The sequence below is a fragment of the Sphingobacterium sp. LRF_L2 genome, from assembly GCF_965644235.1.
In the GTDB taxonomy this organism is placed as follows: Bacteria; Bacteroidota; Bacteroidia; order Sphingobacteriales; family Sphingobacteriaceae; genus Sphingobacterium.
Genome location: NZ_CBFFRI010000009.1, coordinates 119658 through 144561, shown reverse-complemented (window position 1 = coordinate 144561; position 24904 = coordinate 119658). Strand labels below are relative to the sequence as shown.

Here is a 24904-nt window from a genome sequence, read left to right as displayed (position 1 = left end):
ATTGATCGGATGTTAAGAATTGTTTTTGCTTTTATTGTTGTGCTGTTTGCTGTCCCAGCTTTAGCGCAACAAGTTGTATTGAGTGGCGTATTGCGCGACTCCCAATCTGGAGAGACATTGATCGGTGCTGTTGTCGCCGTAGAAAATGGAGGGCCTTCGACGAGTACCAATGCTTATGGGTTTTATTCTTTGTCTTTGCCTGCTGGTAAATATCGGGTACAACTGAGTTATGTCGGTTTTCAGAGCCGAGTGGAAGAAGTCGATTTATCTTCCAATAAACGTTTGAACGCAGAGCTCACACCACTGGATAACTTACTCGATGAGGTGGTTGTTTCGGCGAAAAAAAAGGATAATAATGTACGTGACGCTCAAATGGGCGCGATGAATTTCAGCATGGAGGAAATTAAGAATGTACCTGTTGTTTTTGGCGAAAAGGATTTGTTGAAAACAATCCAACTTTTACCAGGGGTACAGAGTGGAGGGGAGGGGAGCTCGAATTTCTATGTGCGTGGTGGTGGTTCGGACCAGAACCTCATTCTACTTGATGAAGCTACAGTGTATAATGCATCGCATTTGTTGGGATTCTTCTCTACATTTAATTCTGATGCAATAAAGGATGTGGAGCTCTACAAGGGGGGCATTCCCTCACAATTTGGAGGTCGTATATCTTCTGTATTGGATATTGCCATGATGGATGGAAATCAAAAAAGATTTTCGGCGGAGGGAGGTATTGGTTTAATCGCCTCTCGCTTAAAGGTGGAGGCACCTATCGTCAAAGATAAGAGCTCTTTTATGATCAGTGGACGACGTACATATGCAGATATGTTTTTGAAAGTGTCGAAAGATGAAGACATCAATAAAAGCAAGCTGTATTTTTATGATCTCAACGCCAAGTTGAACTACAAGTTGGACGATCGGAATACGCTTTATATTTCGGGCTATTTCGGGAAGGATGATCTCGGTTATTCGGACCTGTTTAGTTTTGATTGGGGGAATACGACTGCGACTGTACGATGGAACCATATTTTTAACGAGAAATTGTTTAGTAATACCTCGTTGATATATAGTGATTTTACCTATAATGTTGCCGTTAATAGCGATGATACGGATTTCACTATTGCTTCAAAAATTAGAAACTGGAATGCAAAGCAGGACTTTTCCTATTATGCAGGGCCTAATAGTACCGTCCGCTTCGGCTGGAATGCCTTGCATCAGGCTATACATCCGGCTAGCTTAGAGGCATCGGAAAGCACGAGTGTAAATTCCATCTCGTTGGATAGTAGACAGGGGTTTGACGTATCCGCGTATGTTTCGCATGAATGGAAACCGTCTGATCGTCTATCTTTGATTTATGGGTTGCGCTTGAACGATTTTATGGTGATGGGACCGGGTACTTTTTACGATTTTGATGATGAAGGGGAGGCTATCGGTGAACAATATTATGGTTCCCAAATTGTAAAACACTATTTGAATATCGAACCTCGTTTTTCTGCTAGTTACCTACTCAACGAAAAAAGTAGTGTGAAAGCATCTTACAACCGTATTGTACAGAACCTGCACCAGCTCACTAATACGACCTCGAGTTTGCCTACGGATCAATACATGGTGAGTAGTATAAATATAAAGCCACAGATTGCAGATCAAGTCGCCGTGGGCTATTTTAGAAACTTTTTTGATAATAGTTATGAGTTCTCTGTAGAAACGTACTACAAATACATGGGGAATCAAATTGATTTTCGGAATGGCGCCGATTTACAAGCAAACCGTTACTTGGAGGGAGAATTGCTTTTTGGGATCGGCCGCGCTTATGGATTGGAGTGGTATCTGCGCAAAAATGAAGGAAAATTAAGTGGTTGGATTAGTTATACATTGGCCAAGAGTGAACGAAAATTTGATGGGATAAATAATGGCGATTGGTTTAGAGCGCGTCAGGATAGAACACATGATTTGTCTATTGTGGCGATGTATGCTTTGTCAAAGAGTTGGACGCTGGGAAGTACCTTCACTTTTCACACAGGAAATGCTGTGACATTCCCAAGTGGAAAATATGAGGTCGGTGGTCAGTCGATGTTTTATTATACGGAGCGTAACGGCTACAGAATGCCGAATTACCATCGCTTGGATTTGTCAGCGACTTATGAACCTGTACAAAAAAACAAGCGTTTTAATTCGAGCTGGACGTTTGGGGTTTACAATGCGTATAATCGTCGAAACGCTTATATTATCGACTTTAGAGAAAAAGAAGGTAACTCCAATATAACCGAAGCCTATCAAGTGGCTCTTTTTGGAATCATTCCTTCTGTAACCTGGAATTTTAAGTTTTAATCCGCATGAAAGTTCATCACTATAGTTTTGTTTTTTTATTCTTTCTTCTCTTTGTGTCTTGCGAAGAAGTTATTGATGTCGATTTGAATGAGGCTGACCCGCGCTATGTTATCGAGGCACAATTGTCTGATTTTGATAATGAACAGCGTATCCGGGTTTCCAAGACCGTGGCGTTCACGGAGGCGGTAAATTCTTTACCTGTTGAGGGAGCAACGGTTGTTGTAATAGACGGTAGAGGCCGCTCGTATAGGTTTTCTTATGATGAAAATGGTTATTATGTGAATCGAAATTTTAGGCCAACAATTAATGATACCTATACATTGAATGTGGATATTGATGATGAGCATTTTGAGGCGATTTCTACGATGCCTGAATATGTGGAGGTGGATTCGATCGGTATAATGGAGGAAAATATTTTCGACGAAACGTATTATTTCGCGACTTTTAAATTTAATGATCCGGCTGAAGTGTCTAATTATTATAGATACGATATCTCCATTAATGGTGGTAATTTTCGTTTTGCTTCTGCATTAAGTGATAAGTTTAATGATGGCTTATATGTGACGCATCAGATTTCGGATCTCGATACGGATTTGGTTGTTGGGGATGAAGTGCTGGTGAGAAGATATTGTGTGGACAAGCCTGTCTTTGATTATTGGAATGAGTACCAATCTACTAATCCTGGAACAGCGGCACCGGGTAATCCGACATCGAATATATCTAATAATGCCTTAGGTTATTTTTCGGTAGCTACTGTTCAGGAATTTATGCTTCGTGTGGAGGAAAGTGTGCCTGCGTTGGAGCCTTAAGCGCTTTAGTTGGCTTATTTTAAAGTACGTCGAAGCTGTATCCTTGTTGCTTCAAGTAGATTATTGCTTTCGGAAGTGCATACGTTAGCCTTGCGGTTGCTTTGATGTTGTCGTGGAATACGATTATAGCGCCATTTTTGGTATGTCGTACAACATTTTGATAACATTTTTCTGGGCTAAGTTCGGTGTCAAAATCGCCGGAGAGAACATCCCAAAAAACGACTTCATATTGATGGTGTAATTGGCGTAGCTGTGATTTTTTTGCGCGGGCATAAGGGGGGCGAAATAAGTTCGTCTTTGTGAGCTCTTGACATTTCTCTACATTTTCCAGGTAGGTGATATCGTCGGTCTCCCAGCCTTTTAAATGATTGTAGGTGTGGTTTCCCACCTGATGTCCCTCCTTTAGTATGCGTTCAAAGATAGATGGATGTTTCTGTATATTTTCGCCGACGCAAAAAAAAGTGGCTTTAATTTGATGTTGGGCCAAAGTCTCCAGTACAAATGGTGTTACCTCCGGAATAGGACCATCGTCGAAAGTCAGGTATACTTTTTTTTCTTTCCGAGACTTGTTAAATAAGACTTTGGGATACATCCACCGTAAAAAAAAAGGCGCGTTAACGAAATACATATTGATATTCTCAGATTTTTATCTCAAATTTAGGAATCATTTATTCTTAAATTACGAAATGATAAGAAAATTATTTCTTTCTTTATGCTTATCGCTTATTCTTTTAGGAGCAAGTACGTTGCATTCTTTTGCACAGGTGACTTTAGAAGAGGCGGTTAAGACAACTTTAGAACGCAATTTGCAGATCCGTCAGGCGCAGTTTGGGTATGATCTAAGTGAGCAAGATCTGAAATTGTCTAAAGCAGATCGATTGCCTGATTTGAGTTTGCAGACTTCATCGAGTTTTAACTATGGCTATAGCTTTGACCAGATAGCGGGACAGGTATATCGCAATTTGTGGACGAATTCGCTTCAAGGTGGTTTATCTTCTAATGTGGCTCTTTTTCAGGGGTTTCAAAAAATCAATCAAATAAAGGCAAATAAGATTCAATTATCGATTGATAAATCGGAAGTGGAACGTGTCAAAAATGACTTGATTTTGAGTGTGATTACCACCTATTTGGAAGCGGTGACGAACGGCGAACTACACGAGGCTGCAATACAGCAGGTGAGCCTGTCTAAAGAACAATTACGCTTGGACAGTATTCAATATGCTGTTGGAAATAAAACGTTAGCGGATCTGTCTCAATCGGAAAACCAGGTGGCATTGGACGAGGTGAGCGTGATTACGACCGAGAATGCGCTTGGTTTGTCTATGTTGAATTTGAAACAGCTGATGGAAATCCCTCAGGAAACAGAAATGGAATTGGTGCGTCCGCAGGTTGATGAGGTTGTTGTGGAGGCTATTTCTACGGATTTGCGCGAAATCTACAATAAGGCACTTGCCGTACAGCCACAGATCACACAGGCGGAGCAAAAAAAGGATTTGGCCGCGCAAAACATCAAGACTGCAAAAGGGGGGTACTTGCCAACGTTATCGCTTACTACCAGCTATGGGACAGGATACTCTTCACAGAATTTTGAACGGGTGGCGGTTGATGATGACCCTCTGAATGTTGAGTTGCGGAAGAAGACGTTTGGAGATCAGTTTAATGAAAATAGATCGTTTAATATTGGTCTCTCGCTTAGTGTGCCTATTTACGATAAGCAAAGGACGAAAGTGAGTATAGCGAAAGCTAAAATTAACCAGCAGATGGCCGAAACAGAATCTGTATTGGCACAACGTAACCTGGAAAAGATTGTAATCCAAGCTGTTTTGGATCTGAAAGCAGCGAACAAACAATATATATCGTCTCGTGTGTCATTTAACAGTAGCCAAGTTGCTTTTAATGTAATTAAAGAAAGGTATGAGGTGGGTATGGCCAATGCAATGGAAATGTTTACTGCGCAAACGAATATGAACAAAGCTGAATTTGATATGATACGTGCAAAGTATGAGACCATCTTTAAAAGCAGGATCATAGATTATTACTTGGGTAATACGATAGATTTCGAAAATTATTAATTCATAAAATAAGGCATTCATGGCAAAGAAGAAAAATAGACTTCCAAAGATACTGGTTATAGCTTCGGTTTTAATCTTGATTATCGTGGTGGTAGGAAGTAAACTGGGCTGGTTTGGCGATGGGGGGGAGCAGAAGGTTGCTGTGGATGTGGTGCAAGAGAAGACGATATCGGAGCTTGTTTCTGCCAGCGGAAAGGTGCAACCCGAGTTTGAGGTAAAGCTCAGTTCTGAGGTCTCTGGCGAGATTATAGAACTGAATGTTCGGGAGGGGGATATTGTAAAAAAAGGACAAGTGCTTTGCCGTGTCAAACCTGATTTGCTTCAATCAAGTTATGATCAGGTGGCTGCCATGGTAAGCCAACAAGAGGCTAATCTCCGTGTGTCTCAACAAATGTTGAAGCAGCAGGAAGCTAATTTTGTCAATATCGAAGCTATATTCAATAGAAGTCAGGAGCTTTTCGACAAGCGTGTTATTTCTGCCTCGGAAATGGACAAGGCGCGTGCGGATTATGAAGGTGCTCGTGCGAGCTTGGAATCGCAACGGCAGCAGGTGGTTGCTTCGCGATTTGGGGTGAGCCAGTCGCAAGCGCAATTGCAGGAGGCGGGAAATAGTTTGGCTAGAACAACCATTTATGCACCGTCTGATGGTGTTATCTCGTTGTTGTCGGTCGAACTTGGTGAACGTGTGGTCGGTACTGCTCAAATGGCTGGAACAGAAATTATGCGTATTGCCAATATGTCTACGATGGAGGTAAATGTCGAGGTGAACGAAAATGATATTAATCGGGTGAAGGTTGGAAATGAGGCTGTTATTGAGGTGGATGCTTTCCAAGGGCGGAAGTTTAAAGGAACTGTTACCGAAATTTCGAGTTCCTCTACGGCAACGGGTTCGACAAGTACTGCTTCTACGACCGCTGAACAGGTAACAAATTTCAATGTAAAGGTGCGTATCGAGGTGTCTTCTTATGAAGATTTGTTGGCGGATGCGCCTGCTCATTCTTCTCCATTTAGACCAGGACTTTCGGCTACGGTACAGATTCATACAAAATCTGATCAGGGGCTTATCGTGCCGATTCAAGCTGTAACAGTTCGTAATAACGAGGATAAGGGTGATTCTACAACGACAAGAGACGCGGATGTGAAGGAGTATGTATTTGTGCTTCAGGAGAATACGGTAAAGATGGTGGAGGTGACAACGGGTATTCAGGATGATAGTAATATTATTGTGAAAACGGGTTTGAAAAAAGGAGAAGAGGTAGTGTCGCGTCCGTTCAATGCGATTTCGAAAATTCTTCAGGATGGTACTCGCGTGAAAAAAGTAAATGCGAGTGAATTGAAGTAAAAAAACGACAACGATGAAAAGGATAGCGCTGTTTTTTGAAATGACAGAAAATGAACGCAAGGGGTTCTTATTTTCGTTGATTTTAATGAGTGTAGTTGCTATTGTCCCTTCTATTTACCGTTTTTTTATCCGGCATAATGCTGTGCCTGCGCAACTTTCCTGGTCAGAAAACAATATAGATCGTCCTACGGAAACCGATTACCCGAATGCTGTTGCAGCGTTGAAAGGTACTGCTGCAGTCGAACGACGAGAGTTTCCTTTTAACCCCAATAATTTGCCTGTGGAGCGCTGGCGCGATTTGGGATTCTCAGATAAGCAGATTCGTGTGATAAAGAATTATGAAGCGAAAGGTGGGCGCTTCTACTCGCCGAAGGATGTCGAGAAGATGTATTCTATATCGGCAGCGGAATTTAAACGGATTGCCCCTTATCTGCGCTTTGATACGATAGCAATTTTGCCTGCTGTCGGCAAAAAATCGTTTGAAAAATTCGAAAGGGAAAGTAAACCTGCCTTTTTGGAGGTTAACATCAATTTGGCTGATACGAGCCGTTATAAAGCACTGCAGGGCATCGGTTCTGTTTTGGCTTCCCGTATTGTGAAATTCAGAGACAATTTGGGTGGTTTTTACAGTGTAGACCAAATTCGCGAGGTTTACGGTATTTCTGATGAGGTCTTTTTACAGATTAAAACACATTTGCGGTTTACGGGTGAGCCTGTGCAAAAGCTCGCTATTAATGAGCTGTCCGTGGAGGAATTAGCGAAACATCCCTACATTTCCCGCAAAATAGCACTGTTAATCGTTCGTTACCGTGAACAACATGGGGCTTTTCAAACGTTGGACGATCTTTCGACAATTTATACCTTGGATAGCGATTTTTTGCGTAAAATTGAACCATATTTGAATTTTAATAGGTATGAGTAACGTAGAAGAACGTTTAAAATCTATCATTCGGGATATTCCCGATTTCCCACAACCGGGGATTGTTTTTAAAGATATTACACCGATTCTGAAGGATCAGGGACTATGCAATGCTGTGGTCGATGAATTTGTAGAGCGTCTGCAAGGGCAGGAGATTGATGTTATTGCTGGCGTGGAAAGTCGTGGGTTTCTTTTTGGAATGATGTTGGCCAACAAATTGAATATTCCTTTTGTACCAATCCGCAAGCAAGGAAAGTTACCTTTTAAAACCATTTCCGAGTCGTATAAACTGGAATATGGCCAGGCAACTATTGAGGTGCATGAGGATGCCTTTCCTGCAGGAAGTAAAGTGCTTATTCATGATGATCTTTTGGCTACTGGAGGAACGGTCGTTGCTGCTTCCAAGTTGATTGAGAAATTAGGGGGGCAGGTGATGGGGTATGCATTTATCATCAGTTTGGATTTTCTGCACAGTGGGGGACGTCTGACAAGATTCAGCGAGAATATCATTTCCCTCGCAGGTTATCAAGAATAGAACGTATAAAATGGATCACAGGTGTCAGCACATATATTGAATGCTGATAACCTGTGATCCATTTCACAAATTTGGCATGTTATTACCTTCTCTGGCCAACTGAAGAATAGTTTTAAAAGTTGGCTTGAATTTGATAATGCTTGTCGCCTAATAGAATAACCGATTGGTTCTTTTCAATACTATACGATTGGTTTTTTTTGTATATCAACACTTCATTTGTTTGATAGAGCAAATTTTTAATACGACGCTTAATCAAAAATACGCTTGCTGTGTTTTGCTCGTCGTATTGAATCTCGACTGATGTGAGGTCGATTTTCGGGTCGTTGGTTGTATAAATAACGCGTTTATCGGTGCTGTCTTTTTTTATTAAACCGTTATAGGCGGGCTTATTTAAGTCTACAGTAGAAAAACTTGCGAGTTCATTGCTCCAATCCTGTATAGCCATTTTCTTGGTTTCGGAAGAGCTGTCTTTCACTACCGTTTTCTCGATCTCTGGATTTTCTGTTGCCAATCTTTTTATTTCCTGCTGAAAAAATTGGGGAATATCGATATACGTTGTTTTTTTAACAGTGGACTTGTCTTCTTGCTGTTGACAAGAAAAGAATAAAGCAGTAATGAACGCTGTCATTACTGCTTTAAAAAATAATTCTTTAGTTTTAAACCAATACATTTCCACTCATTTCTGCAGGAATGCTTGCGCCTAACAAAGTAAGAACAGTTGGAGCGATATCTCCAAGCTTTCCATCCTTTATTGCTTTATAGTCGTTGTCAATTAAGATACAAGGAACTAAGTTTGTGGTGTGTGCTGTATTGACCGAACCATCTTCATTAACCATAAACTCGGAATTTCCGTGATCGGCTAAGATAATAAATGAGTATCCATTTGCTAAACCTGTTTCTACGACTTCTTTTGTACATCTGTCTACTGTTTCTACAGCTTTCACGACAGCACTAAAAACCCCCGTATGGCCTACCATATCTGGATTAGCGAAATTAAGACAGATAAAATCCGGTTTATTATCAACGATATCTTTGCAAATAGCAGCTGTAATGCCAGCTGCACTCATTTCCGGTTGAAGATCGTATGTGGCTACTTTGGGCGAAGGAATCAATAAGCGACGTTCGCCTTCGAATTCATTTTCGCGACCGCCCGAGAAAAAGAAGGTAACGTGTGGGTATTTTTCAGTTTCGGCAATACGTACTTGTGTTTTATGCTGTGCAGCTAAAACTTCACCCAAAGTATTGACAAGATTGTCTTTTTGGAATACGACAGTAACACGTTTAAAGGTGTCATCGTACGAAGTCATTGTCACATAGTGAAGGTCTAGTGGCTGCATGTCAAGCTGCGGGAAAGCTTCTTGTGTTAAAGCAATGGTTATTTCCCTTCCACGATCTGTACGGAAATTGTAACAAAAAACAACATCACCCGCTTGTACTGTTGCTAATGGCGAGCCGTCGGCTTGTGTAACAACGATAGGTTTGACAAATTCATCTGTCACTCCATTTTGGTAGGACTCTTCTACAGCTTGAACAAGGTCTGTGGTTGGAGAACCAACGGCTTTGGTAAGTAGATCGTAGGCTTCTTTTACACGCTCCCAACGGTTATCCCTGTCCATTGCGTAATAACGGCCTATAGCACTTGCAATTTGTCCTACGGAATGCTGTAAATGCTGTTGTAAATCTTTTACATAGCCCAATCCTCCATTTGGATCTGTGTCACGTCCATCGAGGAAAGCGTGAATAAATACTTCTTTATCTAAGCCTGCTGATTGTGCTGCATCACATAATGCTTTTAGATGATCGATATGTGCGTGAACACCGCCATCGGAGAGTAGACCAATAAAATGAACCTTTTTTCCGTTGTTTTTTGCATAGGCAAAAGCATCTTGAATTACCGGATTCGTTTTGAAGTCACCTTCTTTTGCGGCTTTATTGATTCGCCCTAATTCCTGGTAAACAACACGACCTGCACCCAAATTCATATGTCCCACTTCGGAGTTACCCATTTGTCCTGCAGGTAACCCAACAGCCTCTCCTGAAGCCTCTACGCGAGAGTTTGGATAGCTATTTAATAAATGGTCTAAAAAAGGGGTTTCTGCAGCGCGTACCGCATTGGAATTATCGTCTTTGCCATATCCTAAACCGTCTAGGATCAATAAGGCAACTTTTTTGTTTTCTAAATTACTCACACACAAACTTAGATAATTTGCTTTTTTTATGCAAGATAAATACGTCTGCTAAAGATCAAAATAGCAACATTATGTGTCTTCTCTTGTGGTTTTTATTAAAATTATTTATAGCCTCTTTATGGTTTGTGGTTGCAAGGGGGCCAGATCACAGCGGACTTGGCATAGTTTTCGTATAAAATTTGAAAAAGAAGGGAGAGCGTTAATTGAAAAGTATACCAAGAAAATATATATTTTGTGATGATCCTGTCCGCCTTGTTGTCTTGTTTTTTGTAGCTATGCTTGTTTATATTCCTTTAATAGCGGCAAATTCCTTTGAGGACCTCATTAACAATGTTTCTACCTCGTTGAAGGCTGGGGATGCGAAGCGATTGAGTGCATCGTTTGATCAGACTATTAATCTTTCTGTAAAGAGGGAAGAAGGGGTATACACCAAGTTCCAGGCAGAGGTCTTGTTAAGTGAATTTTTCCGTTCTAATAAAGTTCTTACGATCAAGGAACTGCAGCGGGTGAATAGTCTGGCAAATTCTTTTCTTGTTTTTTCGTTGAAGTCGAATAACTCCACTTATCGTGTCTTTTTTAAAATAGCGCAATCCGATAAGGAATACAGGGTCACGGAACTTCGTATCGAGTAATGATCTACTGATAAAATTGACCTTAGATTTTATTATGACATATATTTTCGTCATCTTCGCTAATAATTTATTTTAGAATACATGGCAGTTGAGTTTACTAAACTGGAGAAATTTGTAGAATTGGCGTTGGAAGAGGATGTGCGGGAGGGAGATCATACCTCCTTATCTACTATTGCAAGGGACGCGAAGGGAGAGGCTAGACTGCTGATTAAAGATACAGGTGTATTGGCTGGTGTCGATGTGGCAAAAGATATCTTTAGTTTGATTGATGCTGATTTGGCTGTCGATTTACACCTGAGTGACGGCAATGCTGTTCAACCTGGGGACATTGCTTTTCACGTAGCAGGAAATGTACACAGTATATTGAAGGCGGAGCGCTTGGTCTTAAATGTTATGCAGCGAATGTCGGGCATAGCTACGCGAACGAAAGCGTATACAGACCAACTTGAAGGAACGAAAACAAAAGTTTTAGATACGAGAAAAACTACCCCTTTATTACGATTCTTGGAAAAAGAGGCTGTACTAATTGGTGGTGGAGCAAATCATCGATTTGGATTGTATGATATGATCCTGATTAAGGATAATCATGTTGATTACGCCGGTGGTATAGCGAATGCACTACAACGGGCGCATGCTTATAGATCTGCACAGGGGCTGGATATTGCCATTGAGATAGAAGTTCGAAATATGCAAGAGCTTGAACAAGTATTGGCAAGTGAACATGTGGATCGTGTGATGTTTGATAACTTTACGCCAGAACAGGTACATGAAGCTGTTGAAGTGGTGAATGGGAGACTGATAACCGAAGCATCCGGTGGAATTACGTTAGAGACAATCCGTTCTTATGCCTTGGCTGGTGTAGACTTTATCTCTGTGGGCGCATTGACACACTCCGTTCGCAGTTTGGATTTAAGCTTAAAAGCAACTATTTTATAAAGACTATTGAAGAAGAGCTTAGATTAGATATGATTTCAATTTATTTAGTAGGGATAGTCATATTAGCTTATCTTTTTGGATCCATTCCTTCTGCTGTATGGTTTGGTGAAGCCTTCTATGGTGTCGATGTTCGAGAATATGGAAGTGGGAATGCAGGAGCTACGAATACTTTTCGCGTGCTGGGTAAGAAGGCTGGTTCAATTGTGATGTTTGTTGATATCCTAAAGGGCTGGACAGCGACCAATTTGCCTCATTTATTGGATTCGACTATTGTCGGGGTTCCTAATTCCGTACAGTTTGTGAATTTTCAACTCGCTTTGGGCGTGATTGCTGTGTTGGGACATCTTTTTCCCATTTTTGCGGGATTCCGTGGAGGGAAGGGGGTTGCGACGCTTTTTGGAATGGTTATCGCTATTCATCCGCAGGCTGCACTTTGTTGCGTTAGCGTTTTTCTATTGACTCTTATTTTTACGCATTATGTGTCCCTAAGTTCGATTCTCGCGGGATTTACATTTCCTTTTAGTATCGCATTTATTTTTCATACTTCTGTGCCTGCAGTTCTTCTTTATGGAATTGCGATTTGTGCGCTGATACTGGTGACCCATCAGAAGAATATAGAACGTTTATTGAAGGGGCATGAATCGAAAATCTATTTGTTTCGGCGGAAGAAAACCTAAGTTTAGGCATAAGATTTGCATTATTTTTGAAAAGGAGTATGCAAGATATGAAAGGATTCGCATTTATGAAATTACAGAAATGAATGGATTGGAAAGCGGTGTCAATATCGAGGAATACACCTTGTTTAATAAGCTTACTGATGCTAGTGAATTCTCTATCCAATATAAAAATTTATACAGATGAAAAATTTAGTTAAATATACGACCTTAGGACTTCTTCTTGGAGCACTTGCTTCTTGCTCTACAGTACCATTGTCTGGAAGAAAGCAACTTTCGTTGGTGAGCGATGATCAGATTCAGCAACAGGCGGCTGTTGCGTATAAGGAATTTCTTACATCATCTTCTACGAAGGTTATTACGGGAACTTCTAATGCTGCATTGGTGAAGAACGTAGGAAATAAAATTGCTACTGCAGTCAATAGATACCTTGCTTCAGAGGGGCTATCTGATCAATATAATTTTAATTGGGAGTTTAACTTGGTGGAAAGTTCTGATGTGAATGCATGGTGTATGCCGGGAGGAAAAGTGGCTGTTTATACCGGTATACTGCCTTTTACGGTGAATGAAGCCGGATTGGCTACGGTAATGGGGCATGAGATTGCTCATGCGATTGCCCGTCATTCGATGGAGCAAATGTCTAATCAAGCTGCGGTACAATTGGGAGCTCAGGTATTAGGGGTTGCTACGTCAGGTAAAAATTCAATCGTGCAAGGTGTCGTGAATAGTGCTTACGGTGTAGGGGGGCAGCTGGCATTATTGAAATACTCTCGTAGTAATGAGTCGGAGGCGGATAAACTCGGGTTAATTTTCATGGCTATGGCTGGTTATAATCCTGAGACTGCAGTATCCTTTTGGGAGCGTATGGCTTCGGCAAAGGCTGCGAGTTCGACACCAGAGTTTTTAAGTACACACCCTAGTGACACAAGACGGATCAGCGATATCCAGAAATTGATTCCGGAGGCGATGAACTACTACAAAAAATAGTGTAATATACGTTTAGGTATTCTCGGTTTTAGATTGACGATTGCTGCTAAAGAAGCTTCCAATTTCTGAGATCGAGAATGCATTCAAACAACGAGCAGCCGAAAGTCCCCCTTTTCGTGCCACATGAATTCCATAATGCATGTCCAGTAATCCTTCTGTTCGATGTGCATCTGGATTAATCGATAGAAGTACTCCTTTTTCAAGAGCATACCGTTGCCAACGCCAATCCAAGTCCAAACGTAGTGGGTTTGCGTTGATCTCGATAACAACATTATTCGCGGCACATGCGTCAATGACTTTTCTATAGTCTATAGGATAGCCGGCTCTACTTAATAGTAAGCGGCCTGTAGGATGTCCTAAGATAGTCGTATAGGGGTTTTCAATAGCACGTATCAAGCGTTGTGTCGCTTTTTCTTCGTCCATACGTAAATTGCTATGTACGGAAGCTACCACAAAATCGAATTTGGAAAGGATGTCGTCTGCATAATCTAAGGATCCATCGCCTAGAATATCGGATTCTATGCCTTTAAAAATTTTAAATGGGCTTAATTTGATGTTGAGTTCATCGATTTCTTTCCATTGTTGTTCAAGCCGATCTTCCGAAAGCCCATTGGCATATACCGCTGTTTTAGAATGGTCACAAATGCCAAAATACGATAAACCGAGTTCGTCCTTGCAAAATTTAGCCATCTGTTCCAAGCTGTGTACGCCATCACTGTAGGTAGAGTGATTGTGTAAAGTCCCCTGGAGATCGTTGAAGGAAATCAATTCTGGCAACTGATGTGCTTTTGCTAATTCAATTTCGCCCATTCCCTCGCGTAATTCAGGCTCTATGTAGGCAAGATCTAGCTTTTGGTAGATTTCTTCTTCGGTAATGCCTGAAGGAATTACGCCTTGGATATTTTTGAGTTCCTGAACGTGATTTTCGCTTCCGGTGGTTTCTAGTAAATCGAATGCGAAGGTGTTTACCGAAGAGGGCAGTACTTGATATTTAATAGAAAGCTCATTACTTAGTACAAGAGCTCCATTGGATGATTCCAATACGGTATAGGCATTACTCTTTGTTAAAGAAGCTTGTATATCTTCTAAAGGAGCTGTGGTAAGGATATCGATACTGGAGATTATCTCACTTTTTCTACGAAATTCTCCTGTAAAGCTGTGTTGGTATTCCTTAAAATCAGTAACTAATACATCCAATAGATGCTGTGCCGGTTTTTCTGCCTTTGCGAAGAGAAAGAGACCTTCTGCAGCACTAGCGAATTCAATAGCTTTACGAATCTCTTCTTGTGTTTTTAAGCCGAAGCCTTTGGCTTCTACTAAACGGTTTTCATTACAGGCATAGCGTAGTTCGCCAACAGACTCAATACCTAAGTCTTGCCATATAATTTGGATTTTCTTAGGGCCAAGGCCTTTGATAGAGAGCATCTCCAAAAGTCCTTTTGGTGTTTGCGCGACGAGTTTATCAAGCTCATCAAACGACCCTGTTTGAAGGATACTGCTTATTTTTTCAGCCGTACTTTTTCCTATTCCCGGTTGTTCGGACAATTCCTCTATGGATGCATCTGCTGCTTGAAAAGGAAGTTTATCAATCTTAAAGGAAGCGGAAGCCATAGCTTTTGTTCGAAATGGATTCTGATTGTGGAGCTCCATTAATTGACTGCATAACTTAAATGCTTTTGCTATGGCTTTGTTTTCCATGTGTATCGTTTATAGTTTTTCGTATTCTAATTTTTCTTTTTCTACATCCGGACGTTCATATTTGTTGAAAATAAGACGGATGCCACTGTTTTTTGTGAAAAATTTGATAGACCAGTTTACAAAGGTTACCAACTTATTCCGGAAGCCAAAGATAGAAACTAAATGCACAAACATCCAGGTCATCCATGCTAAAAATCCTTTCATGTGGATGCTTCCCATATCGACTACTGCTCGGTTACGTCCTACTGTAGCCATAGACCCCTTGTCGAAATATTTGAAATTTGCTACGGTTTGGCCATTCATAATGCTTAAGATATGATTTGCCACGTATTTACCTTGTTGTTGTGCTACCGGTGCTACACCTGGTAAACCTCTTGGTGTGCTTTCGGTTATCATTGCTGAAACGTCGCCAATAGCATAAACGCCAGGCATTCCTTCTACAACACACTGACCATCGGTTTTGATTCTATTCCCCCGTTGGATAAGTTCAGGATGTAATCCTTCTGGAAATTGGCCCATGACACCAGCACCCCATATAACTGTTTTTGTCGGTATCGATTCTCCGTTTGAAAATGTAATAGTGTTTCCGTCATATCCCGTTACTTGTGTGTTTAACATGACGGTTACGCCTAGCTCTTTCAGGTATCTCTCCGCATCAGTTGAAGATTTTTCGGATAATGCGCTCAGTATTTTTCCTGTGCCTTCTACAAGAAATACTTTCATTTCGTTACGAGAAAGCTCTGGATAATCTTTCTTCAACATGTGCAGTTGGATTTCGGCGATAGCACCTGATAATTCGACTCCAGTAGGGCCACCACCAACAACAACGAAGTTTAGATAACGCTCGCGGTCGTGCTGATTTTTTTTGAGCACTGCTTCTTCCAGATTTTGAAGGACGTAGCTTCTTATATTTAAGGCCTCATGTATGCTCTTCATAGGAAGTGCATATTTTTCGACCTGTTTGTTGCCAAAAAAGTTTGATGTCGCGCCTGTAGCGATGATCAAATAATCGTAATCATAATCACCTACAGACGTTTTTACGATCTTTTCCTGATGGTCTATCTCCAAAACATCAGCCATCCTAAATCTGAAGTTATTTTGGCTCTTGAACATTTTGCGGATAGGAAAGGAGATGGCGTCAGCTGCTAGGGTGCCGGTAGCAACCTGGTACATGAGAGGCTGGAAGGTGTGGAAATTATTCCGGTCAATCAATAACACTTCAACTTCTTTGTCTTTGAAGTGCTTTGCTGCTTCTACCCCTCCAAAACCACCACCAATGATGATAACTCTCGGAAAGCTTCTTTCAGAACGATCTAATAACATAATAAACTAATTTTGTTCAATATTTTGAGATAGGTTACAAATATCTTAATAGTTTCTTTATGCTAGTATTAACTTTATCTAATATTTGTGCAAACTTATACTACGCTGATAGCTATCTCTTCTCTTTATTGCAAAAATACGAAAACTTAGTGTTCTTTGTACACTAAAGCTGTTAACATTTATGCAATTGTTTGTTTGACCTGTAAACAAAAAAAGCTTGGAGCATTACCCCAGGCTTTATTCGTATATCCACTTAAATTTATATTGAATTTCAGGGATTTTAATGCGTTCTGCTAATCTGGTTAAACGGTCTGGTAGTTTCATGAGGTAATCCCTCGCTTTTTCTCCTTTCTCGTTTAAACCTCCAATTTTATCGATTGCCCATTCTTCGTTGAGTGTTTTCAAGATGTCAACGTAGTCAAGCGCTGTATAGACTTCTAGTCGTTGTGCTGCATCTGAAAAATGAGCGAAGGCTTCACCTTGTGGCTCACCTGCTTCGCGAAGGAAATGTGCAGGCATCACAATTTTTTTACGCATCATGTCTTCAAAGGCAATCATGACTTCGCTTTGATCGACGGTCATCGCATGCGAAATGAATGACATGTATGCTTTTGCGTGTCTTGCTTCGTCGGCCGCAATCACACCACACATCTTTGCCAACAGTTTATCGCCGGTCTTTTTTGAAATACCTGCTACACGCCTGTGTGAAACATTGGTAGCCAATTCCTGGAAGGATGTGTAAATAAAATTTCGGTAAGGATCTGCTCCTGTACCAATGTCAAAACCGTCTTGAATCAAGTATTGCGTTGATATTTCAAACTGACGCATGTTGATACGGCCTGATAGATATAGATACTTGTTTAAAAGATCGCCGTGACGATTTTCTTCAGCTGTCCACGCTCTAACCCACTTCATCCAGCCACCTTGTTCGTTCTTTTCTACATCTTCTACCATCGTTAACCACGATTCATAAGTCGGTAGTGCTTCTTCCGTGATGGTATCACCTATTAGTACGGCAACTAAATCATAAGGTAATTCTTTAGCGCTTTCCTGTAGGTCCCTTACCTCTTCAAAAAAGGTGTCACGGGAGGAGTCTGGCAAGAAGTCGGCGGGTTGCCACATTTGCTCCACTGGCTTTAAATAGTCGCTCATTTCATTTAACATGAATGGCTCTAGATAAGTCATTACCTCTTTTCTCGACCCCTCTGGAATATTTAATGGTACTTCTTGCATATAATGCAAAGGTAACCAATTGCAAATTAATATTGGATTTATAATTTGATAAAATATAGAAATGTAGCTAAATAGCAGAGCTGCGCTGAAATAGTTGAGATCGAAAAAGAATACACTTGATTGACCTATTTTACGGCTTAATATACTAAATTTGTAGGATATTTTTATAAGAGGTAAGATTTGGAGACTTTTGATATACAACGTGTAAGAGCGGATTTTCCCATTTTAGGGAGAGAAGTGAACGGTAAACCGCTGGTTTACTTTGATAATGGTGCCACTACACAGAAGCCTAAACAGGTTATCGATGCAATCGTAAACTATTATGCAGATATGAACAGTAATGTGCATAGAGGTGTACATTATTTAAGCCAGATATCGACGGATGCTTTTGAAGTGACCAGAAGAAAAGTGCAAAGCTTTATCAATGCGGCGCATGAACATGAGGTTATTATTACCAAGGGAACGACAGAGTCTATCAATATTGTGGCTTCTTGTTTTGGCCGTACATTTATCGGAGAAGGCGATGAAATTATTATTTCGGCTATGGAGCATCATTCTAATATTGTGCCTTGGCAAATGTTAGCTGATGAGAAGGGCTGCGTATTGCGGATTATTCCGATGAATGATCGGGGGGAATTAGATATTGAAGCTTACAATGCGCTGTTTTCTGAAAGGACGAAGTTGGTTTCTTTTACTTACGTTTCTAACTCGCTGGGGACAATCAATCCGGTGAAAGCGATGATCGACTTGGCGCATCAGCATGGCGTTCCTGTATTGGTCGACGGAGCACAGGCTATTCAACATATTCCTGTGGATGTGCAGGCATTAGATGTGGACTTTTTTGCCTTTTCGGGGCATAAGATGTATGGCCCTACCGGGGTTGGCGTTCTCTACGGTAAGGAAGAATTGTTGAATAAGATGCCTCCTTATCAAGGTGGTGGAGATATGATAAAGGACGTGACGTTTGAGAAGACGACTTACAACGAGTTGCCTTTTAAATTTGAAGCCGGAACTCCGAATATCGAAGCTGGGATTTGCTTGGGTGATGCGATTGACTACATCAATTCGATTGGCTTAGACGCTATCCATGCTTATGAAGAGGAACTGTTAGCCTATGCTTCGGAAAAGTTGGCTACAATTGAGGGCATTCGTTTTATTGGTACCGCTGCCACAAAGTCTTCGGTGATATCTTTTGTTGTCGATGGGATACACCCTTATGATATTGGTGTCATTTTGGACAAACTGGGAATTGCGGTTCGTACGGGACATCACTGTGCGCAACCTGTGATGCAGGCTTTTGGTATCCCTGGGACGGTGCGTGTTTCTTTGGCTTTGTATAATACAAAGGAAGAGGTGGATTTATTAGTTGCTGGATTGGAAAGAGCTGTCCGCATGCTCAAATAAAGATAAAAATGACGATAAACGAAATACAAGACGAACTGATTGAAGATTTTGCTTTTTATCAGGATTGGATGGAAAAATATGAATATATCATCCAGTTAGGGAAAGAGGTGCCGTTGATTAAGGATGAATATAAGGTTGATGATTATATTATTAAAGGTTGTCAATCTAAGGTTTGGTTGTTTCCCGAATTGAAAGATGGCAAGGTTTATTTTACTGCCGATAGTGACGCTATTATCACAAAAGGCTTGGTCAGCTTGATGGTTAAAGTGCTTTCAGGGCATAAACCTGAGGAGATTGCACAGTCTAATTTATATTTTATTGATCAAATAGGACTTAAAGAACATCTTTCCCCTACACGAGCGAATGGTTTGCTTTCTATGGTGAAGCAAATGAAATTATATGCTTTGGCGCTTAGCGTATAGTGCATCTTTCTTTGCTTTCCCAATTTTTCTTCCATAGGGAAAGCAAAGAGAATGTCGTCTTTTACACTTTAACGTGTGTTGCGGATACGTCTTCGCGAAAAAAAATCTTTGCTTTTTCTTGAAAATCGACTGGATCATCGGTGGTTGTAAATAATGTTTTTCCGTTTTGGGAACAATATTGTTCTACTTCTGGGTGTCGTTGGAGATAAGCTGTTAAGCTTTTGGCGATCAGATCTCCTTGCGCAAGTATTTGAATATGCTTGGGCGTGTACTTTTGGATAACAGGAAGTAATAAGGGGTAATGGGTACATGCCAAAACAAGGGTGTCAATGTTGGGGCTTTTTGCCAATATTTCTTGTATATCCTTTTGCACGATATATTCGGCCGCAGGGGTATTAATTTCGTTGTTTTCCACTAGTGGAACCCAAAGCGGACAGGCGTGCTGATGAACGGTAATGTGTGGGTGAAATTTATTAATCTCAATTTTGTATGATTCAGACAACACCGTGCCTTGTGTTGCTAAAACGCCGACCTCATTAGATTTCGTGAAATGATTGATCGATTCTGTGGTCGGACGGATAACCCCTAGTACTTTTTTGCCTTCGGGAAGATCATTTTGCTGAATAGTGCGCAAGGCTTTGGCCGATGCTGTATTACAGGCGAGAATGACTAGATTACAGCCTAAATCGAACAGCTTGAATACGCATTCCTTCGTAAATTGATAGACGGTTTCGAACGATCGTGTGCCGTAGGGAACCCGTGCATTATCTCCAAGGTAAATGTAATCGTATTGGGGAAGAGCATCTTTAATCTCCCGGAAAACGGTTAGTCCTCCGAAACCAGAATCAAATATGCCTATTGGGCCTTTTAGTTCGTTGTTGTCCATAAAAAAACGTTAGAAAGGAGGCCCTTCTAACGTTTTTAGAAGAGTCTTTTTTGCTTTACTTTAGCAAAGATGGCTTTTCTTTATATGTTTTCCAAAGGAGTTCGCCGAATAAAGTATTGGTCCATGCGAACCAGTGACGTGTGAACTTTTTTGGATCGTCTTTGTGAAAGGATTCATGCATAAATCCTGTATCTCCGTGGGTTGTACGTAAGGTTTCGATACAGTTTTTAATTTCATTATCATCTGTCGACGTGAAAGCTCGCATAATGATTGCCATTGGCCAGATCATATCCCTGCCGATGTGTGGTCCTCCAATACCTTCGGCGTATTTTCCCTTGAAGAAAAATGGATTTTTTTCGGAGAGTATAAATTTACGGGTACGTTGATATACTTCATCGTTTATATCGATGGCTCCTAGATAAGGTAGTGCAAGCAATGAAGGGACATTGGCATCGTCCATCATGAGGTAACTTCCGTAGCCGTCAACTTCAAAAGCGTATACGCGTCCGTGTTCAGGATGGTCTATGATACCGTAACGATTGATTGCTGTTTCGACTTCCGTCGCAAGGTCTTCCATACGTTTAGCGAGGTCTGTATTACTTTTTACCTTACGTAAAATTTCTGCAGATTGACGTAAACTAACAACTGCAAATAAATTGGAAGGAATTAAAAACATAAAAATGGAGCAGTCGTCGGATGGTCGGAATGCGGAGCAGATTAATCCTACGGGATTAACGGGGTAGCCTAATCCGTCTACTTGTAGGGTATCCGACCCTCGCGATGTTGTTCTCGAAAAGACATAGGGACCTGTGTTCTGTTTACGTTGCTGTTCGACGAAGGTTTTATAAATGTTTTCTTGTGCTTTCACCCATTCGTCGTCGAAAGGTGTACTATCATTGGTTTCCTTCCAGTAGTGGTAAGCTAGACGTATGGGGTAACAAAGGGAGTCGATTTCCCATTTGCGTTCGTGGATACCAGGCTTCATATCCGTATGATCGGAAAACCATTCTCCTTTTTTGTGTGGGTCGTTGTAAAAAGCGTTAGCATATGGATCAATATTGATACATAATGCTTGCTTGTTGATCAAACCTAAAATTAGGTCTTGTAATTTACGGTCTTTCTTCATGAATTGGAGATAAGGCCATACCTGTGCACTACTGTCGCGTAACCACATTGCATCGATGTCTCCTGTGATAACATAAGTTAGCTTTTTTGCTGCAGTAGACTCGTCATAGATGGTTGTATCCAATGTGTTGGGAAAGCAGTTGTTAAAGAGCCATCCTAGCTCTGGATTTTTGATGTTTTTTTGAAATTCACCGATTACTCCTTCAATGACTTTGCTTGAAAAATGTCGTTTTTCTGCCGCTACACGTACAGTGGGGAATGTGTTAAAGGATTCCGCAAAGGAAAATTGAGTTGCCATCATACCTGCACTGAGTGTGCCTGCGGTTTTAAGAAATGTTCTACGTTTCATTGACGATTTTATGTTGGTTATTAACGACTAATATAGGAAATAAAGTGGAATTATAGCAAGAGATAAACGTTTTAGCATAGAGGTTTTGAAATTTGTTGATTACCGTTAAATATAGTTACCTTTGTCTATTGTTATTTTGGGAATAATAATTGTTCTATAACGCGGAATAATAGTTAAGACTTGATGTGAAGCAACGCAGCAAACTTTTCCTTTTATCAGGATTGTTTTTCATTGTTGTACGTAGTATTTGACTTCGATCTAGTTTCCGTAATTTCTATGGAGATATATAGGATATTCCTATCTTTAGGCGATTAGCGTCTGATAGGGTATTCTTGGTTGTAAGGTATGTGATTGTTGATGTATCCCGATGAGATCCTATACTTTTAATGATTCGTTGCAGATGAATCCAGTGTGATTTGTATATCCATTAAATACACAGTTTAATGGATAGGTTGATTACCTAAGTTTCGATCTGAAAGCAAAAAATAAACAGATGAAAAAAATTCTCATTCTTAATGGTCCTAACTTGAATCTGTTAGGCGTTCGCGAAAAGTCGATCTATGGTGATCAAGATTTTCTTACTTACTTTGATACGTTGAAGTCTCGTTATGATGCTGTTGAGCTGTTTTATTTTCAAAGCAATCATGAAGGGGGCATTATCGATAAATTGCATGAGATTGGGTTTTCTTATGATGGCGTTGTTTTAAATGCAGGGGCTTACACCCATACTTCTGTGGCTATAGCGGATGCTATTGCTGCTATTAATACCCCTGTAGTTGAGGTTCATATATCGAATGTGCACAAACGGGAATCTTTTCGGCATCATTCTTATTTGTCTAGCGTCTGTGTAGGCGTCATATGTGGTTTTGGCTTGGATAGTTATAGGCTTGGTTTGGAAAGCTTCCTCTAAAATAAAGAAGGCGCATTGTAGAATGCGCCTTCTTTATTTTAGAGGTTTCTTTTTGGAGCAGACTCTCCAGCAAAAATGTGAATAAGTAATGAAAATATAGCAGCAATTGCCATGACGATAACCATTGGATAGGCTGTATTATTGTGGAAAAAGCTGACTAAACCTGAGGTTAATGCACCGATAGCCATCTGAATACAGCCGAGTAATGCGGAGGCACTTCCGGCTAAGGCTTTAAACGGTGATAATGCTATTGCCGATGTGTTTGGGAATATAAAACCGTGGCCTAATAAATAGCAGAAGATAAGACCGAGTAAAACCGGAAAGGTAAGGAGGTTGCTTAACAGGCAAATCAGCATAATTATAGAAATCAAAGATTGCCAGATGTTTGCTATCTTACTAATCTGAGAACTGGTCCAACGCTTGAGGACGAATCGGTTTATCTGGGTTGCTACGACCATAGCGGAGGCAACAAAAGCAAATGCTAATCCATATTGGGTTTGATTGAGACCGAAATATTGCTGCATAACAAAGGATGATCCCGCGAGGTATGCATACAGTCCAGAGGATGCTATAGATCCCACTAGGCAATAGCTTATAAAGGTTTTATTGGTTAATACTTCTCCAAATTTTCCTAGTATAGCAGTTGGCCGAAGGGAGAAATTCTTATCGCCGGCATAGGATTCCGGGAGGTAAAAGTAAGTTGCTATTAAGATAATGAGACCAATGACCAATAAGGATACAAAAATGTAATGCCAATTGAGGTGATTGAGTAGAAATGCTCCTGCAGTAGGCGCTAGGATGGGCGATATGGCAATGACAAGCATCAGTAGACTGAATACCCGTGCCGCTTCCCTGGGTTCGTAGTAATCTTGTATCATAGCTCTGGAAGCAACCATACCGGCACAGCTTCCCAAAGCTTGTAAAAAGCGTAAGGCAATTAAATGTTCAATATCACGTGCTACAATACAAAATAAGGTTGCGGCTATGTAGATTATTAGTCCGACTAAGAGTGGTTTTTTCCGGCCGAATTTATCGAGTAATGGACCATAGATGAGCTGCCCAAAAGCAATACCGATAAAAAAGCTTGTCAATGAAAATTGTACTTGATCTACGGAAGTGTTGAGGTCTTTTGCAATGGTTTGGAAAGCGGGTAGGTACATGTCGATGGAAAAAGGTCCTACGGCAGATAGTAAACCAAGAATTAATAAGATAATTGTTCTATTTGTTGTTTTTTGCATAGTTGTTTTAAAAAAAGAACCCATCCTTTTGAGATGGGCTTTATTTATTTTTTGATTTGCTTCGGTTTTCGAAAAATTAAATATAACCCAACGAGCATAAATGGAATACTTAGAAGTTGTCCCATATTGAATTTCATGCCGTCTTCAAATGCTTCCTGATTTTCTTTGAAGAATTCTAATACAAAACGGGCTCCAAATAATAAGACTAAAAAGATACCAAAAAGATAGCCTGTTTTTGGTTTCGAGTTTTTCTGATACATCGCCCAAAGGATGAAGAAAATAATAACATAGGCTAAAGCTTCGTAGAGTTGTGCCGGATGACGAGGTAACATATCTTCTTTCTCGAAAACAACAGCCCAAGGTAAAGATGTTGGTAGGCCGATGATTTCCGAATTGAAAAAGTTGCCCAAACGAACAAATGCTCCAGCTAAAGGTACTACAATAACAAGTCTATCTGCAATCCACATGAAATCGACTTTTGCTTTTCGAGAGAAAAGCCATAAAGCCGTTAATATTCCGAGCGCTCCTCCATGGCTAGCGAGTCCTTGAAATCCCGTAAGTTCAAAGCTTCCATTCACCATTCTAAATGGTAAAATCATTTCTAACGGATGACTTATATAGTAATCAAATTCATAGAATAGACAATGGCCTAATCGCGCTCCAATTAATGTACCTAAAAAGATATAGATGCTTAGCTGGTCTAATAATTCCTGGGTTTTCCCTTCTTTCTTGAAAATTTTCAGCATTAGAACATAGGATACCACAAATGCAGCTAGAAAACATAGTGCATAATAGCGTAAACCAAATGATCCCAAGTGAAAGATTACAGGATCAATGTTCCAGTGTATGGCATTTAGTATTGAAAGCATAGTCATAAATTGTGTGGTAAATATAAG

The 24904-nt window shown here is 40.5% G+C and carries 23 protein-coding genes; 13 read left to right on the top strand and 10 right to left on the bottom strand.

Annotated elements, in window-relative coordinates; translation table 11 throughout:
• Positions 1–9 precede the first annotated feature (9 nt).
• Both ACSZOX_RS18150 and ACSZOX_RS18145 read left to right on the top strand, forming a co-directional pair.
• Positions 10–2325 carry a TonB-dependent receptor gene (locus ACSZOX_RS18150; protein WP_437921603.1) on the top strand — a complete coding sequence of 772 codons (2316 nt, stop codon included), beginning with the start codon at positions 10–12 and terminating at the stop codon, positions 2323–2325.
• A 5-nt stretch (positions 2326–2330) separates the two neighbouring features.
• Entirely contained in the window at positions 2331–3134 is an 804-nt protein-coding gene (locus tag ACSZOX_RS18145) for a DUF4249 domain-containing protein (protein ID WP_437921602.1), read from the top strand.
• A gap of 19 nt (positions 3135–3153) precedes the next feature.
• On the opposite strand, the gene ACSZOX_RS18140 is transcribed toward ACSZOX_RS18145, so the two are convergent.
• Positions 3154–3762, bottom strand: coding sequence for a polysaccharide deacetylase family protein (locus tag ACSZOX_RS18140; protein ID WP_437921601.1), 609 nt, complete (start codon positions 3760–3762; stop codon positions 3154–3156).
• A 58-nt stretch (positions 3763–3820) separates the two neighbouring features.
• On the opposite strand from ACSZOX_RS18140, the gene ACSZOX_RS18135 reads away from it, so the two are divergent.
• Genes ACSZOX_RS18135 through ACSZOX_RS18120 form a run of 4 tightly spaced genes read left to right on the top strand, consistent with a single transcriptional unit; the run spans position 3821 to position 8002 of the window.
• Positions 3821–5206: a TolC family protein gene (locus ACSZOX_RS18135; RefSeq protein WP_437921600.1), complete on the top strand. Its 1386-nt coding sequence runs from the start codon at positions 3821–3823 to the stop codon at positions 5204–5206.
• A 19-nt stretch (positions 5207–5225) separates the two neighbouring features.
• Positions 5226–6548 carry an efflux RND transporter periplasmic adaptor subunit gene (locus ACSZOX_RS18130; protein ID WP_437921599.1) on the top strand — a complete coding sequence of 441 codons (1323 nt, stop codon included), beginning with the start codon at positions 5226–5228 and terminating at the stop codon, positions 6546–6548.
• 13 nt (positions 6549–6561) lie between these two features.
• A complete protein-coding gene (locus tag ACSZOX_RS18125) occupies positions 6562–7470 on the top strand; it encodes a helix-hairpin-helix domain-containing protein (RefSeq protein WP_437921598.1) in 909 nt (302 codons plus the stop codon).
• Complete coding sequence (locus tag ACSZOX_RS18120) at positions 7463–8002, top strand: adenine phosphoribosyltransferase (protein ID WP_437921597.1); 540 nt, start codon at positions 7463–7465, stop codon at positions 8000–8002. Before ACSZOX_RS18125 ends, ACSZOX_RS18120 begins: the two co-directional genes overlap by 8 nt.
• Before the next feature lie 112 nt (positions 8003–8114).
• Here ACSZOX_RS18120 and ACSZOX_RS18115 read toward each other — a convergent pair whose 3' ends face one another.
• Together ACSZOX_RS18115 and gpmI are read right to left on the bottom strand one after the other, a co-directional pair.
• Entirely contained in the window at positions 8115–8630 is a 516-nt protein-coding gene (locus ACSZOX_RS18115) for a hypothetical protein (protein WP_437921596.1), read from the bottom strand.
• A 28-nt stretch (positions 8631–8658) separates the two neighbouring features.
• Positions 8659–10191: a 2,3-bisphosphoglycerate-independent phosphoglycerate mutase gene (gene gpmI / locus ACSZOX_RS18110; protein ID WP_437921595.1), complete on the bottom strand. Its 1533-nt coding sequence runs from the start codon at positions 10189–10191 to the stop codon at positions 8659–8661.
• 275 nt (positions 10192–10466) lie between these two features.
• Between gpmI and ACSZOX_RS18105 the strand changes: the two genes are divergently transcribed.
• The 4 genes from ACSZOX_RS18105 (at position 10467) to ACSZOX_RS18090 (ending at position 13420) form a co-directional block, all read left to right on the top strand.
• Positions 10467–10823 carry a DUF4783 domain-containing protein gene (locus ACSZOX_RS18105; protein WP_437921594.1) on the top strand — a complete coding sequence of 119 codons (357 nt, stop codon included), beginning with the start codon at positions 10467–10469 and terminating at the stop codon, positions 10821–10823.
• An 81-nt stretch (positions 10824–10904) separates the two neighbouring features.
• Positions 10905–11759 carry a carboxylating nicotinate-nucleotide diphosphorylase gene (gene nadC / locus ACSZOX_RS18100; protein ID WP_437921593.1) on the top strand — a complete coding sequence of 285 codons (855 nt, stop codon included), beginning with the start codon at positions 10905–10907 and terminating at the stop codon, positions 11757–11759.
• A 29-nt stretch (positions 11760–11788) separates the two neighbouring features.
• Positions 11789–12436 carry a glycerol-3-phosphate 1-O-acyltransferase PlsY gene (plsY, locus tag ACSZOX_RS18095; RefSeq protein WP_437921592.1) on the top strand — a complete coding sequence of 216 codons (648 nt, stop codon included), beginning with the start codon at positions 11789–11791 and terminating at the stop codon, positions 12434–12436.
• Positions 12437–12616: 180 nt separating this feature from the next.
• A complete protein-coding gene (locus ACSZOX_RS18090; protein ID WP_437921591.1) occupies positions 12617–13420 on the top strand; it encodes a M48 family metallopeptidase in 804 nt (267 codons plus the stop codon).
• Positions 13421–13432: 12 nt separating this feature from the next.
• Here the strand turns inward: ACSZOX_RS18090 and ACSZOX_RS18085 are convergent, their stop codons facing one another.
• From ACSZOX_RS18085 to ACSZOX_RS18075, 3 genes are all read right to left on the bottom strand, one after another.
• A complete protein-coding gene (locus ACSZOX_RS18085; protein ID WP_437921590.1) occupies positions 13433–15118 on the bottom strand; it encodes a helix-hairpin-helix domain-containing protein in 1686 nt (561 codons plus the stop codon).
• Positions 15119–15127: 9 nt separating this feature from the next.
• Positions 15128–16441 (bottom strand): NAD(P)/FAD-dependent oxidoreductase, encoded by a 1314-nt coding sequence (locus ACSZOX_RS18080; protein WP_437921589.1) that lies wholly within the window; start codon positions 16439–16441, stop codon positions 15128–15130.
• Between the two features lie 237 nt (positions 16442–16678).
• On the bottom strand, positions 16679–17674 hold the full coding sequence (locus ACSZOX_RS18075) for an acyl-ACP desaturase (RefSeq protein ID WP_437921588.1): 996 nt from the start codon (positions 17672–17674) through the stop codon (positions 16679–16681).
• Positions 17675–17854: 180 nt separating this feature from the next.
• On the opposite strand from ACSZOX_RS18075, the gene ACSZOX_RS18070 reads away from it, so the two are divergent.
• Together ACSZOX_RS18070 and ACSZOX_RS18065 are read left to right on the top strand one after the other, a co-directional pair.
• A complete protein-coding gene (locus ACSZOX_RS18070; protein WP_437921587.1) occupies positions 17855–19078 on the top strand; it encodes a SufS family cysteine desulfurase in 1224 nt (407 codons plus the stop codon).
• Between the two features lie 8 nt (positions 19079–19086).
• Positions 19087–19500 carry a SufE family protein gene (locus ACSZOX_RS18065; RefSeq protein ID WP_437921586.1) on the top strand — a complete coding sequence of 138 codons (414 nt, stop codon included), beginning with the start codon at positions 19087–19089 and terminating at the stop codon, positions 19498–19500.
• Between the two features lie 61 nt (positions 19501–19561).
• Here ACSZOX_RS18065 and murI read toward each other — a convergent pair whose 3' ends face one another.
• Positions 19562–20386 (bottom strand): glutamate racemase, encoded by an 825-nt coding sequence (gene murI / locus ACSZOX_RS18060; protein ID WP_437921585.1) that lies wholly within the window; start codon positions 20384–20386, stop codon positions 19562–19564.
• Between the two features lie 55 nt (positions 20387–20441).
• Positions 20442–21860 (bottom strand): glycoside hydrolase family 125 protein, encoded by a 1419-nt coding sequence (locus ACSZOX_RS18055; protein ID WP_437921584.1) that lies wholly within the window; start codon positions 21858–21860, stop codon positions 20442–20444.
• Positions 21861–22353: 493 nt separating this feature from the next.
• On the opposite strand from ACSZOX_RS18055, the gene aroQ reads away from it, so the two are divergent.
• Positions 22354–22770: a type II 3-dehydroquinate dehydratase gene (gene aroQ, locus ACSZOX_RS18050; protein WP_437921583.1), complete on the top strand. Its 417-nt coding sequence runs from the start codon at positions 22354–22356 to the stop codon at positions 22768–22770.
• Positions 22771–22808: 38 nt separating this feature from the next.
• Here aroQ and ACSZOX_RS18045 read toward each other — a convergent pair whose 3' ends face one another.
• Positions 22809–24056, bottom strand: coding sequence for a multidrug effflux MFS transporter (locus ACSZOX_RS18045; protein WP_437921724.1), 1248 nt, complete (start codon positions 24054–24056; stop codon positions 22809–22811).
• Complete coding sequence (gene lgt, locus ACSZOX_RS18040; RefSeq protein WP_437921582.1) at positions 24053–24877, bottom strand: prolipoprotein diacylglyceryl transferase; 825 nt, start codon at positions 24875–24877, stop codon at positions 24053–24055. Before lgt ends, ACSZOX_RS18045 begins: the two co-directional genes overlap by 4 nt.
• Positions 24878–24904: the final 27 nt, after the last annotated feature.